Origin of the sequence: Micromonospora avicenniae (genome assembly GCF_900156065.1) — a bacterium.
GTDB classification, from domain to species: Bacteria; Actinomycetota; Actinomycetes; order Mycobacteriales; family Micromonosporaceae; genus Micromonospora; species Micromonospora avicenniae.
Window position 1 is genome coordinate 562,743 of record NZ_FTNF01000001.1, and the last position, 12,748, is coordinate 575,490.

Here is a 12,748-nt window from a genome sequence, read left to right on the forward strand (position 1 = left end):
TTCTTCGACTTGACAGGCAGTCAAATCGATGGTGTCAACACGCTCCGTAACCGCCGGATGACACCCCGGGTCGGGTGAACGGAACGTCGAGATCAAGGGCTATGCGCTTCGTTCATGGTATCCCGCCGGCCGCTTCTGCGCCCAGGTGTAGCGGGAGCTGCCCTCGGTAGGCGAGGCTGGAAGGCGAGCCAATGTCGGCTCCAAGAGACGGTTCCAGGGGGACGGCGATGAATACGCCGGGCACGGAGGGGAACGGGCTGCCGGACCTGCCGCCGGAGTGGGGTCGGGTAGTCGTACCCGACGACGCCTCGGCGCTGGCGCAGGAGGCCGCCCAGGTCCGACGCGAGCTACGGGAGCGCGCCCGCCTGGCCACCAGGAAGCGCCTCACAGCGCTCCGGATGCCCCTCGTGTGGCTGGTGGTCGCGGTGCTCATCACGCTCGCCGGGCTGGCCGCCGTCACCCGGCCCGGTCCGACCCCCGCCCCCGCGACCAGCCCGGCGGCACCACCCGCCACACTCTCCGGGCGGTCGCTGCCCGCCCTGGACCTGGTCGACGCGGGGCAGGATCCGGTGCCACTGCGCGGTCTGCTGCCCGCGATGATCATCCTGGTCGACGGTTGCGCGTGCCCCGAACGGGTGAGCGAGGCCGCCGCCGCCACACCGCCCAAGGTGAACCTGGTGGCCGTCACCGGAGGCCGGTCGGTCCCGAGCGCTCCACCCGCCGACGGGACCGGCGTACGTACGCTCGCCGACCCCGCCGGTGGTCTTCGCTCCTTCCTGCACCTGTCGCCCCGTCCGGACGCTGCGGTGGCCGTGCTCGTCGACCGGTCCGGCGTGGTGGTCCGGGTGCTGCCGGAACTCGGCCCGGTCGAGGCGTACCGCGCCGACCTCGATCGCCTCGCCGCCTGAGCGGCACCGCCGGGTTTCAGTCGACCGCGGCGAGCTGCATCTGCACCCGGACCGGCTCCGCGTCGAGGGGCCCGACCTCGACGCGGAGCGGCCCACCGACAGCGATCAGCAGGTTCCTTCGAACCTGGCCGTCACAGATCGGCCGGAGATCGTCGGCGCTCTGGCCGCCCTTGATCGTGACGATCAGCCCACTCGACCCGGTGCAGACGTACTCGAACAGGTACGGGGCGTCCGGCCGGCCGTTCACCTGTCGGATCACGCTCCGCTCCGGCCCGATGAGGGTCCGCTCACGCCAGAGCGTGTTCGGGTACCGCGACAGCCCGCCGCCCTGCTCGCCACTCCCCCACTGCCCGTCCGAGCCGGGGCGGGGCTGGACCGGGCCGGTGCCCGAGCGCTGGTCGAGCGGGCGCGCCGCGCCGGTCTCCGGGTCGATGCGGACCGCGGAGCCGTCCTCCACCCGGAAGACGTACCTGCTGCCGGGATCGACGCGCAGAGCGACTCCGGTGGCGGGATCCACCACGGCCACCCGGCCGGTGCCGGATCCCGGGGGAACGAGCGGGACACCCAGCGCCGCCGGAGCGGTCAGACCGGCCACCGGAGGAGCCGCGCCGGGCGCCCGGGCGGCCAACGCGGGTGACGACACGGCCAGGCCGAGGCTCCCCTCGTCCGCCGGGACGTTGGCCCGCCACCACCAGCCGCCCGCGACCAGGGCAAGCACGGTCAAGCCGACCAGCACCCCACCACGCATCCGGTCCTGCGCCCCCACGTCCACCAACCGAGGGTAAGCCGGACGGTCAGCCCTGTCGATCGAGCAGTACGGCGTAGAGCGTGAGACCGGGGCCGAAGGCGAGCATGAGGATCCGTTCCGGCGGGGTCGGGGCACGGCGCAGCCGGTCCAGGATGAGCAGCACGGTCGGGGACGAGCAGTTGCCGTGTTCGTCCAGCGTCGCGCGGGACGCCGCCAGCGCCTCCGGCGGCAGCCCCAGCTCGCGCTCCACCACGTTGAGAATGCGGGGACCGCCCGGGTGCACCGCCCAGCCGTCCACCTCGTCCAGCGTGGCGCCGTGCCGGGCCAGCAGATCGTCGACCAGGCCACGCACGTGTGTGGAGAGCACCTGGGGCACCTTCGGTGACAACCCCATCCGGAAGCCGGCGTCGGTGACGTCCCAGGTCATGTGGTCGGCGGTGGAGGTGTCGGTGACCGAGGTGACCTCGCGCAGCGCATACCCGGGGCCGCCGGGCAGCACCACGGCGGCGACCGCCGCGTCCGAGAAGAGCGCGTGCGAGACGATCTGCTGCGTGTCCACCCGGGCCGTCGACGGCTGGATGTGCAGGCTGGTCAACTCGGCACAGAGCAGCAGCGCCGGGCGGCCCCGGGCGGTGACGAAGTCGCTCGCCGCGCCCAGCCCGGGCAGCGCCGCGTAGCAGCCCATGTGGCCGACGAACATCCGCTGGGTGCCGGGGGCCATGCCGAGGTCCCGGGCGAGCAGGATGTCCAGCCCCGGGGTGGCGTACCCGGTGCACGAGCAGACGACGAACAGCCCGATGTCACCGGCGTCCAGGCCGGCGGCGGTCAGCGCCCGACCGACCGCCTCCTTGCCCAGCGGCAACGCCTCCACGAGGTAACGGCGCATCCGCCGCTCGGTCGGCCAGTCGGAGACGTCCTCCAGCAGCGGATTGACCGCCGCCTGCCGCGTGGTGACTCCGGAGTTGGCGAAGATCCGTTGCGCCAACGACCGGGTGGTGCCGGTGAAGTGCCGGGAGAAGAAGCCCTCCCACAACTCGTCCTGACGGGCCGACGGCGGCTGCGCCGTCCCGAGGCCTGCGATCACTGGTACCGACACGATCCCCACCTCTCGTCCGACGCCGCCCTCGCCCGGACCGTCCCCACCGGAACGGCCACGGCGGGCCCCACGCTCACCAACGAGGCGCCGAGCCGTCGCGGTCCGGGTCACCTCCCAACGCGGCGATGCCGAGCCAGTCGGCGCAGACGTCCGAGGTGGCCGGATGCAGCGATCCGCAGCGGGCGTCCCGGTAGAGCCGCTCCAGCGGATGGCCTCGCCGGGTCGCCGAGGTACCGGCCGCCTCGAGCATCGACGCGGCGACGTCGGCGGCGGTCGTACCGGCCAGCAGCTTCGCCCGCCACACCCAGCGGTTGGTCTCGGCGTCGCCGGCCGCTTCGTCGACCCGGCGGGCCGCCTCGCCCACCACCAGTTCGGCCGCCGCCACCGCCGCGTCGGCACGGCCGAGGCGCGCCCGAACCGCCGGCAGCCCGGCGAGGTTGCGGGCGTTCAGGTGCTCGGCGGCCGCCTCGATCGCCGCCCGCGCGACGCCGACGTAGACGGCCGCGTAGCTGGCCACCAGCCAGTGCGGCATGAGCTGGGCGACCACCAGCGCCAGCCCTTCCACCCCACCCAGCAGCCGGTCGGTCGGAACCGTCGCCTCCAGGTGCAGGTCGTGCGAGGCGGTGGCACGCATGCCGAGCGAGTCCCAGGTCGGCTCGACGGTGAGCCCGGCCCCGGCCGGGACCAGGAACTGGGAGACCACCGACGGGTCGGCGGCGCTCCGCGCGGCGACCAGGTAGCCGTCGGCGTGTCCGGCACCAGAGCAGAAGGTCTTGCTGCCCTTGAGGTGCCAGCCGCCCTCGACCGGCTCGTAGACGGTGCTGAGCTGGGAGAGCCGCGCCCCCGCGCCACGCTCGCTCATCGCCACCGCGTACCAGGAGCCCTCGGCGGCCGCGCGCAGCAGCCGGTCCCGGGCGGCCAGCGCCTCGTCCGGGACGCCGAGCGCCTCGGCGAGCTCCTCATTGACCGCGCCGAGGGCGCCGGTCACCGACGCGTGCATGTTGAACACCAGCGCGGTGGCGCCGTTGCCCTTGGCCAGCTCGGTGGCGACGGCCGCGTACTCGGCGAACGTCGCACCGAACCCGCCCAGCTCGCGAGGCACCATCAGCCCGAAGAGCCCAGCCTCGCGCAGATCCTCGAAGTCCTCGACCGGGAAGGCGCCCTCCCGGTCGTACTCGGCCGCCCGGGCGGCGAGTCGCGGCGCCAACCTGCGCGCCGCCTCCAACGCGTGCACCGTCATCTACGCCCCCTCTTCGGCGTCCTTACCCCCGCCGGGGTCGGAACTATCCTTTCCGGACCCCCCAGCCCTGGTACAGCACCGCGGTCGAGCGCGTCGGAACCATCCGTGGGGCCCGGCCACCCGGCGCGGTCCCCGCGGCGCCCCGCGCCCGGCGCAACAGCCAGCCGAGCAGACCGCCCAGCTGCGGCCGTACACCGCGCAGTTGCAGTGTGACGCCGTGCCGGGCGCACTCGGTGACCAACGCGCGGGCGTCCACGAACAACCGCGGGTCGTGGATGCCACGCGGCACGGTCGGCAACCGCTCGCCGATGTGGACCGCCACCAACCGGCTCAGCGCGGTGTCGTTCAAGGTGTCGAGCACGAGCAGACCGCCCGGCCGGAGGAGCCGGCACGCCTCGGCCGCCGCGCGACGCCAGTCCGGCACGTGCTCGAGCATCTCGCCGGCCGCCACCACGTCCGCGCAGCCGTCCGCGAGCGGCACGGCGGTCGCGTCGCCGTTGACCGGTGTGACGCCGTGCTCGGCGGCCTGGGCCAACGCCGAACGGGTCAGGTCGACACCGACGTGCCGGTAGCCCTTGCCGGCGAGGTGGGGCGCGAGCAGCCCGGCCCCGCAGCCGAGGTCCACCAGCAACGCGCCGGGACGCTCGGCCGGCGGCACCAGGGCCGCCCGCGCCTCGGCCAGCCAGTGCAGCATCGCGAAGACGCCGTCCGGCTGCCACCACTCGTCGGCCAGGTCGTCGTACTGGCGCGGGTCGTTGCGCGGCAGCACGCGGGGCCGGGTGGGCACCGGAGCCACGTCTCGCATGGATTCGAGCGTGGCACGACTCACGGGTAACATCCAGACTTCCCTTATGTCGACTTCGGTGTTAGGGCTGGTCAGGGCGAGCCATCCGGAACCGGCCGCGGCGGTGACCCTGGTGACCGGTCTGCTCGCCGCCGGCGTGGGACATCGGCCCGCCGGAGTCACCGCTGTCGTCCTCGCCGTGCTGGCCAGCCAGCTCGCCGTGGGCTGGGCCAACGACGCGCTCGACGCCGAGCGGGACACCGCGGTGGGGCGTACCGACAAACCGATCCCCGCCGGCGCGATCAGCCGGCGCACCGTGGCCGTGGGCGCGGTGCTGGCCGCGTCCGCCACCCCGGTGCTGGCACTGTTCACGAACGCCACAGCGGCCTTCTGGGTGACGCTCGCACTCGTCTCGGCGCTGATCTACGACTGGCCGCTGAAGTCCACCCCGGCGTCGGTGCTGCCCTACGCGGTCTCCTTCGGCGCCCTGCCCGCCTTCGTGGTGCTGGCGCTCCCCGGGGCGCCGGCACCGCCGGCCTGGCTGGTCGCCGCAGGGGCGTGCCTCGGCGCCGGAGCGCACTTCGCCAACGTCCTGCCCGACCTGGCCGACGACGCCCGCACGGGGGTACGCGGCCTGCCGCACCGCCTCGGCGCGACCGGCAGTCGGGTGGCCGCCGCGGTGCTGCTGCTCACGGCGACCGGGACGCTGGTCTTCGGTCCGCCCGGGCCACCGTCCGGACTCGGGCTCGCCGCGGTTCTCGCCGCCGTCGTGGTTCCGTCGCTCAGCTGGTACGGCGGGCGCGGGGCGGCCCGAGCGGGGCGGCGCCCGGTGGCCGCCTTCCGGGCGGTGATGCTGGTGGCGCTCATCGACGTGGTGCTGCTGGTCACGAGCGGCCGGGTGGTCTGATAGTCACCCCGGGAGGTGGCATCGCCGGGTCGGGGTGCGGCCCTCGATCAGCTCCAATTACCCTGGAGCGCGGTCTGCGCGGGCATGGCCACCGTGCCCGGCGTACGCACCGGGTGTGATCGTGACGAGGAGGACCGACGTGACGCGCTCGATCAGGGGTTCCCGGCGGGCGGCCCTGCTGCTGTCCGGGGTGGCGGCGGCGACGAGCCTGCTGCTGTCCGGGTGCGGCGCCGGCCAGGTATCGGAGACCGCCGAGAAGGTGCCGTCGGTCCAGGGCGTCAACATCGAGACGGAGAACGGGCAGCTCGCGGTCCGCGGCCTGCTTGTCGAGTTCCCCGGCGTCGATGGCTACAAGGCCGGCGAGAACGCCCGGCTCAACGCGGTGATCTACAACGACTCGAAGGAGCCGGTCACGGTCACCGTCACCAGCCAGGACGCCCGCGAGGTCGTCCTCACCGGCCGCGGCGCGTCGGCCAGTCCGACCCCGTCGGAGTCGGCTTCGCCGAGCGGTTCGGCCTCGGCCAGCCCGTCGGAGTCCACCAGCCCGTCGGAGTCCACCAGCCCGTCCGGCTCCGCCAGCCCGTCGGAGTCCGCCAGCCCGTCGCCCTCGGCGCCGGCCGGCGAGCCCGCGCGCTTCGAGATCGCACCGCTGAGCTACATCCAGCTGAACTACCAGGGCGAGCGGATGCTCGAGCTGATCGGTCTCAACGAGTCGCTCCGTTCCGGCCAGAACGTCTTCGTCACGTTCGACTTCGGCAACGGCAACACGATCACCGGCCCGGCCCCGATCGCGGTGCCGTTCACCCCGCCCGCCCCGCCGTCGCCGATCGTGCACCGTGAGGGCGGCGAGGAGGGCGGCGCTGAGGGCGCCGGCCACGGCGGCTGACCAGCCGCACGAGCTTCCGAGAACACCCCGGCGTGGTGAGCACCACGCCGGGGTGTTCCGTCGTCCGGCGGGGTCTGCGCGCCATCTGGTCGTACCGCCGGGCTAGCGTCCTGGTGTGACGACCTCCCGATCCACCTCTGCACGCGGCGGCGCGGTGTCCGGCACGCGCGGCCGTGCCTCCGGCCGTGAGCCTCGGCCCGCCTACGAGTGCGACGCCTGCGGCCACCAGCCACCCAAATGGGTGGGACGCTGCCCGGAGTGCGGCGAGTGGGGCTCCGTGGTCGAGAGCACCATCACCGGGCCGACCGTCTCCGGCCGGGTGGTCAGCTCGCGGATGCCGGCCGAACCCGCCCGGCCGATCGCCACCATCAGCGCCGCACCCGCCCGGGCCCGCCCGACCGGAGTGAGCGAGCTCGACCGGGTGCTCGGCGGCGGCCTGGTGCCGGGTGCCGTGGTGCTGCTGGCCGGTGAGCCGGGCGTGGGCAAGTCCACCCTGCTGCTCGACGTCGCCCAGCAGTGGGCCGCCGGCGCGGGCAGCCCGTCGCTGGTGGTCAGCGGCGAGGAGTCGGTCAGCCAGGTGCGGCTGCGCGCCGAGCGGATGGGCACCCTGCACGACCAGCTCTACCTGGCCGCCGAGAGCGACCTGTCCGCGGTGCTCGGCCACCTCGACGCGGTCAAGCCCGGGCTGCTGGTGCTCGACTCGGTGCAGACCATCTCCACCCCCGGCACGGAGGGCGTGCCGGGCGGGGTGACGCAGGTGCGAGCCGTCACCGCCGCGCTCGTCTCGGTCGCCAAAGAGCGGGGCATCGCCACGGTGCTGGTCGGCCACGTGACCAAGGACGGCCAGGTCGCCGGCCCCCGGGTGCTGGAACACCTGGTCGACGTGGTGCTGCACTTCGAGGGCGACAAGCACTCCTCGCTACGGATGGTGCGCGGCGTCAAGAACCGCTTCGGCGCGGCCGACGAGGTCGGCTGCTTCGAGATGCACGAGGGCGGCATCTCCAGCCTGGCCGACCCGTCCGGCCTCTTCCTGACCCGCTACTCCGAGCCGGTGCCCGGCACCTGCGTCACAGTGGCGATGGAGGGTCGGCGCGCCCTCGTCACCGAGGTGCAGGCGCTCATCGGCGCGACCGTCGCCGGTTCCCCCCGGCGTACGGTCTCCGGGCTCGACTCGGCCCGGCTGGCCATGGTGCTGGCGGTGCTGCAACGGCGTACCGAAAGGCTCACCCTGCACGACCGGGAGGTCTTCGCCGCGACGGTCGGCGGCATCCGTGTGGTCGAGCCGGCCGCCGACCTGGCGGTGGCGCTCGCGGTCGCCTCCGGCGGGCTCAACCTGGCCATCGCGCCGCATCTCGTGGCCATCGGCGAGGTCGGGCTCACCGGCGAGGTACGGCGGGTCGGGGCGGTGCCGCGCCGGCTGGCCGAGGCCGCCCGGCTGGGCTTCCGGTTCGCGCTCGTCCCACCCGGATGTGGGCCGGAGTCGACCGGGGTGGCCCCGGATCAGATGCGGGTGATGGAGGTCACCGATGTCCGGTCGGCGCTGCAGTGCGCCGCGCGGGCGTCGGCGGAGTAACCCATCGTGACCGCCGGGTCGGACCGCCCGGGCGATACCGGGGCAGCGCGCCACGGGCCGGACAAGAGGGCATCGTGACACATCACAGTAACCACGACAGCACCCACCGCACGTCAGTCCGTAGACTGTGCCCGTGCCGATCGACCGCGATACCACCAAGCCTGCCGGCGCGACACCCCACGCCCGCACCGGCGCCGTGGGCTCGCCCGCCCGTCCGATCAGCGTGAACGTGACCGGCGGCGCTGCGGGTGACCCGCTGCGCGCGAACCTGGCGTTGATGGCGCCCGGCACCGCGCTGCGCGACGGCCTCGAACGGATCCTGCGCGGCCGCACGGGCGCGCTGATCGTCCTCGGCTACGACAAGGTCGTGGAAGGGCTCTGCACCGGCGGCTTCCCGCTCGACGTCGAGTTCTCCGCGACCCGCATCCGAGAGCTGTGCAAGATGGACGGCGCCGTGGTGCTCTCCAGCGACGGCACCCGCATCGTCCGGGCCGCGGTGCACCTGATGCCCGACCCGTCCATCCCCACCGAGGAGTCCGGCACCCGGCACCGCACCGCCGAGCGGGTGGCCCGGCAGACCGGCTACCCGGTCATCTCGGTCAGCCAGTCGATGCGGATCATCAGCCTCTACGTGAACGGCCAGCGGCACGTTCTGGACGACTCGGCCGCCATCCTGTCCCGGGCCAACCAGGCCCTGGCCACCCTCGAGCGCTACAAGCTCCGGCTCGACGAGGTCTCCGGCACCCTCTCCGCGTTGGAGATCGAGGACCTGGTCACCGTACGGGACGCGGTGGCCGTGGTGCAGCGACTGGAGATGGTCCGCCGGATCGCCGACGAGATCGCCGGCTACGTGGTCGAGCTGGGCACCGACGGCCGCCTGCTGGCCCTGCAGCTCGACGAGCTGATGGCAGGCGTCGACGCCGACCGGACACTCGTGATCCGCGACTACCTTCCGGCCGGCCGCAAGTCGCGCACCCTCGACGAGGCGCTGGTCGAGCTGGACCTGCTCGGCGCCACCGAGCTGATCGACCTGGTCTCGGTCGCCAAGGCGATCGGCTACCCGGCCGCGTCCGACGCGCTCGACGCGGCGGTCAGCCCGCGCGGCTTTCGGCTGCTGGCCAAGGTGCCGCGGCTGCCGGCCGCGGTGGTGGACCGGCTGGTACTGCACTTCGGCAGCCTCCAGCGGCTGCTCGGCGCGACCGTGGAGGACCTCCAGGCGGTCGAGGGAGTGGGCGACGCACGGGCCCGCGGCGTACGCGAGGGCCTGTCCCGGCTCGCCGAGGCGTCCATCCTCGAGCGGTACGTCTGACCGTTCCGACGTTCGTCGACCCCGCTCGGTCTCCGTGTCGGTTTCCCGCGACGTGCCGGTTCCCGCGACTCGTCGCCTTCGGCGACCGGCCCCCGCGCCCGTGCTCAGTCGCTGATGGTCAGCTTGACCGGCTCGCTGAGCTTCGTGTCCACCCGGGCGAAGACCTGGTACGACCCGGGCGGCACCTGCGGCCCCGCGGCCAGCCCGTCCGCGCACCGCGTGGTGTCCCGGCCGTTCCACGTCACCTGGAACATGTGCTCGATGTTCGGCGGGAAGGACTTCACGTCCGAGCCCTTGGCCTGACCGCAGGTGTCGGAGGACCAGATCTTCTCCGCACCGGACTTGATGAAGATCTCCTGGAGGGTCGCGCCGACGTCGCGGCTGCACGTCCGGTCGGAGATGTTCCTGATCCGCAATTGCAGGTCGACGGAGGCTCCGACGCCCACCGAGGCGGGCAGCGCCACCGGGGTCACCTTGATCTCGGCGTCGGCGCAGCTTCCGTCGTTCGACCCACCGTTGACGGGAGCCGTCGGAGCGTCGCCGCCCGGAGAGGCCGGCGCGTCGGCGCTCGCGTCTGGGCCGTCGGAGGTGCCGGACGCCTCGGGCGGGGGCGTCCCGGTCTTCGGGGTGAGCAGCGTCTGGGTCGGGCTCGGACTGACCGACGAGGTCGCACTCGCCCCGGCCTGCGGTTTCTTGTCGCCGGTGTTACCCGATCCGGTGCACGAGTAGAGCAGGACAATCAGGAAGAGAAGCCCCGCTCCGAGTACAACGGCGCGACGCCGCCAGTACACGGCGGGTGGCAGGGGGCCGACCGTCAGACGCATGATTCCCCCACCGTATCCGCGTAGCAGAGTCGTGGTGCGGCACGACTCGCCGGAAGGTTCCCGGAGCGTCAAGATCGGCATCCACTGTCGACAGGGTAGTCGAGCGGGCGCCTGGGATCAGAGGTAGACCTTGCGCTGGTAGACGGCGTGCGCGCCGGCGACCCGGTCAAGGAAGAGCAGCCCCGAACAGTGGTCGATCTCGTGTTGGAGCGCCCGAGCCTCGAAGCCGTCGGTGACCAGCCGTACCGGCGCGCCGGTGCCCGGCAGCTTGCCCGCCACCACCAGGCGGCTGGCCCGCTTCACGTCCCCGGTCAGGTCCGGCACCGACATGCACCCCTCGCGCCCCGCCTTCCACCGGGTCGCCTCGACCACCCGGGCGTTGCAGAGCACGAAGGTGCCGTGCACGGTGACCGCCTTCGGGTGCCCGGTCACCTCGACCGCGAACACCTGGGCGCCCACCCCGACCTGCGGAGCCGCCAGGCCCACGCAACCCGGCGAGACACGCATGGTGGCGATCAGGTCGGCGGCCAGCCGTACGGTCTCCGCCGAGGTCGGATCCACGGCCGCGCCCGCCCGGCTGAGCGCCGGATGCGGGGCGCTCACCACCGGGCGCACCTCACCGGGGAGGCCCAACGCCTCCGGCGTCCAGTCGCCCAGCCCGGCGTACTCCTCGCCGGCCGAGGCCGCGTCCGGGCCGCGCGTCTCGCCGCTCACAGCAGGTCCGGATCCGCAGGCCGGAGGCTGACCTCGACGCCCAGGTCGGCGGCGGCCCGGTCCAGCCGGCCGGCCAGTTCGTCGGCGGTGCCGGGCGGCAGGTCCACCTCGGCGACCACCACGTAGAGCGAACCGGCCAGCCGGGTGCTCAAGTCGGTGACGTTGCCGCCGACGCCGGTGACCACCCGCGTCATCGCCGCGACGATCCCCATCCGGTCGGCCCCGTGCACCGCCATCACGTACGGCTCGCCGCCCGTCGCCGCGCCACCGTCCGGGGTGACCGCTCGTACGGTCGCCAGCAGCTGTCCGTCGGCGGCGAGCGGCGCCAGCGCGGCCTCGACCTCGGCGGCGGCGGGACCCACGCAGATCAGCGTCATCGCGAAGTGACCCCGCAACCGGGTCATCGTGCTGTCGGTGAGGTTCGCGCCCAACCGGGCGAGGACCTCGGCGACGTCGGCCACGATGCCCGGCCGGTCCCGGCCGATGACGGTGATCGCGAGCTCGTTCATCCGCGCATTCTGCCCGATCCGTCACCCGCCGCGGAGCCGCCCCGCCCAGGCTGCCCACGCTCCGGGAACACCGACGCGTGACATGATCGACGGACGATGAGTGAGCCGACGTTCGCCACCCTGGTCAGCCGCTGGTACGAGGAGAACGCCCGGGACCTGCCGTGGCGTAAACCGGGCGTCAGCCCGTGGGCGATCCTGGTCAGCGAGGTGATGCTCCAGCAGACGCCGGTGGTCCGGGTGCTGCCCGCGTACGAGGCGTGGCTGACCCGGTGGCCGGTGCCGGCCGCGCTGGCAGCGGACACTCCCGCCGAGGCGATCCGGATGTGGGGCCGGCTCGGCTACCCGCGCCGGGCGCTGCGGCTGAGGGAGTGCGCGACGGCGATCGTGGAGCGGCACGGCGGGGAGGTCCCGGATCGGCTGGACCAACTGCTGGCGTTACCGGGAGTCGGGACGTACACGGCCCGTGCCGTCGCCGCGTTCGCGTACGGGCAGCGGCACCCGGTGGTCGACACCAACGTACGCCGAGTGGTCTGCCGCGCCGTGGCCGGCGAACCCGACGCCGGACCTGCGACGCGCCCCGCCGACCTGCTCGCCACCGAGGCGCTGCTGCCCGCGGAGCCGGCCGCCGCGGCACTGGCCAGCGCGGCCTTCATGGAGCTGGGAGCGGTCGTCTGCACCGCGCGTTCACCGCGTTGTGACAAGTGCCCGGTCGAGTCGACCTGCGCCTGGCGCGCCTCCGGGCAGGCCGCGCCGGCCGGTCCCACCCGCCGCCCTCAGCGGTACGCGGGCACCGACCGGCAGGTACGCGGTCTGCTGCTCGGTGTGCTGCGCGAGTCGACCGGACCGGTGCCGCGGCTGCGGCTCGACCAGGTGTGGACCGACGGCGTACAGCGCACCCGCGCGCTCGCCGGTCTGGTTCAGGACGGCCTGGTGGAGCCGGTCGGCGACGACTCGTACCGCCTCGTCGGGGACGGTCCGGCCGTCCCCCTCCCCGATCTGACCCGCTGACCTCCCGCGCCAGCGCGACCGGCGCTCGCCGATGGAGTGCCCGATCATCGCGGGTGGGCGTTCGCCGGCCCCCGGGCGCCGGCGGCCGGCCGGGGGTCGGGCGACGGCCGACCGGGGGTCGGGCGGCGGTCGCTGGTTGGCGGGCGGCGGGGCGCTGATCCACTCGGCATCCTTGAAGTCGGGGTGTCCAAGTGCGCCGGATGGGCCGACTTCCTTGATCCCGAGTCGATCAACGACCTGGC

The 12,748-nt window shown here is 73.8% G+C and carries 13 protein-coding genes; 6 read left to right on the plus strand and 7 right to left on the minus strand.

The window, feature by feature from the left end:
* The first annotated feature begins 227 nt into the window (after positions 1 to 227).
* A complete protein-coding gene (locus tag BXA10_RS02670; protein WP_076467068.1) occupies positions 228 to 908 on the plus strand; it encodes a hypothetical protein in 681 nt (226 codons plus the stop codon).
* A gap of 16 nt (positions 909 to 924) precedes the next feature.
* Here BXA10_RS02670 and BXA10_RS02675 read toward each other — a convergent pair whose 3' ends face one another.
* From BXA10_RS02675 to BXA10_RS02690, 4 genes are all read right to left on the minus strand, one after another.
* Positions 925 to 1,680, minus strand: a complete 756-nt coding sequence (locus BXA10_RS02675; RefSeq protein WP_076467070.1) for a hypothetical protein — start codon at positions 1,678 to 1,680, stop codon at positions 925 to 927.
* Between the two features lie 22 nt (positions 1,681 to 1,702).
* Positions 1,703 to 2,752: a type III polyketide synthase gene (locus BXA10_RS02680; RefSeq protein ID WP_076467384.1), complete on the minus strand. Its 1,050-nt coding sequence runs from the start codon at positions 2,750 to 2,752 to the stop codon at positions 1,703 to 1,705.
* A 73-nt stretch (positions 2,753 to 2,825) separates the two neighbouring features.
* On the minus strand, positions 2,826 to 3,992 hold the full coding sequence (locus tag BXA10_RS02685) for an acyl-CoA dehydrogenase family protein (RefSeq protein ID WP_076467072.1): 1,167 nt from the start codon (positions 3,990 to 3,992) through the stop codon (positions 2,826 to 2,828).
* Between the two features lie 43 nt (positions 3,993 to 4,035).
* Positions 4,036 to 4,797, minus strand: coding sequence for a methyltransferase domain-containing protein (locus tag BXA10_RS02690; protein WP_076467074.1), 762 nt, complete (start codon positions 4,795 to 4,797; stop codon positions 4,036 to 4,038).
* Here BXA10_RS02690 and BXA10_RS02695 point away from each other — a divergent pair.
* From BXA10_RS02695 to disA, 4 genes are all read left to right on the plus strand, one after another.
* Complete coding sequence (locus BXA10_RS02695) at positions 4,796 to 5,683, plus strand: UbiA family prenyltransferase (protein ID WP_076467075.1); 888 nt, start codon at positions 4,796 to 4,798, stop codon at positions 5,681 to 5,683. The genes BXA10_RS02690 and BXA10_RS02695 overlap by 2 nt on opposite strands.
* Positions 5,684 to 5,822: 139 nt before the next feature.
* The gene (locus BXA10_RS02700) at positions 5,823 to 6,569 is read left to right on the plus strand and encodes a putative periplasmic lipoprotein (RefSeq protein WP_076467077.1); all 747 of its coding nucleotides are present in this window, start codon (positions 5,823 to 5,825) and stop codon (positions 6,567 to 6,569) included.
* Positions 6,570 to 6,684: 115 nt separating this feature from the next.
* Entirely contained in the window at positions 6,685 to 8,142 is a 1,458-nt protein-coding gene (gene radA, locus BXA10_RS02705) for a DNA repair protein RadA (protein WP_076467078.1), read from the plus strand.
* A gap of 133 nt (positions 8,143 to 8,275) precedes the next feature.
* Positions 8,276 to 9,451, plus strand: coding sequence for a DNA integrity scanning diadenylate cyclase DisA (disA, locus tag BXA10_RS02710; RefSeq protein WP_076467388.1), 1,176 nt, complete (start codon positions 8,276 to 8,278; stop codon positions 9,449 to 9,451).
* Between the two features lie 104 nt (positions 9,452 to 9,555).
* On the opposite strand, the gene BXA10_RS02715 is transcribed toward disA, so the two are convergent.
* From BXA10_RS02715 to BXA10_RS02725, 3 genes are all read right to left on the minus strand, one after another.
* A complete protein-coding gene (locus BXA10_RS02715; protein ID WP_076467080.1) occupies positions 9,556 to 10,275 on the minus strand; it encodes a hypothetical protein in 720 nt (239 codons plus the stop codon).
* 117 nt (positions 10,276 to 10,392) lie between these two features.
* Positions 10,393 to 10,989, minus strand: a complete 597-nt coding sequence (locus BXA10_RS02720) for a peptide deformylase (RefSeq protein WP_076467082.1) — start codon at positions 10,987 to 10,989, stop codon at positions 10,393 to 10,395.
* A complete protein-coding gene (locus BXA10_RS02725) occupies positions 10,986 to 11,498 on the minus strand; it encodes a glycine cleavage system transcriptional repressor (protein ID WP_076467083.1) in 513 nt (170 codons plus the stop codon). The genes BXA10_RS02720 and BXA10_RS02725 overlap by 4 nt, the downstream gene beginning before the upstream one ends.
* 96 nt (positions 11,499 to 11,594) lie before the next feature.
* Here BXA10_RS02725 and BXA10_RS02730 point away from each other — a divergent pair, with 96 nt between their 5' ends.
* Positions 11,595 to 12,506, plus strand: a complete 912-nt coding sequence (locus BXA10_RS02730; RefSeq protein WP_076467085.1) for an HhH-GPD family protein — start codon at positions 11,595 to 11,597, stop codon at positions 12,504 to 12,506.
* Positions 12,507 to 12,748 lie beyond the last annotated feature (242 nt).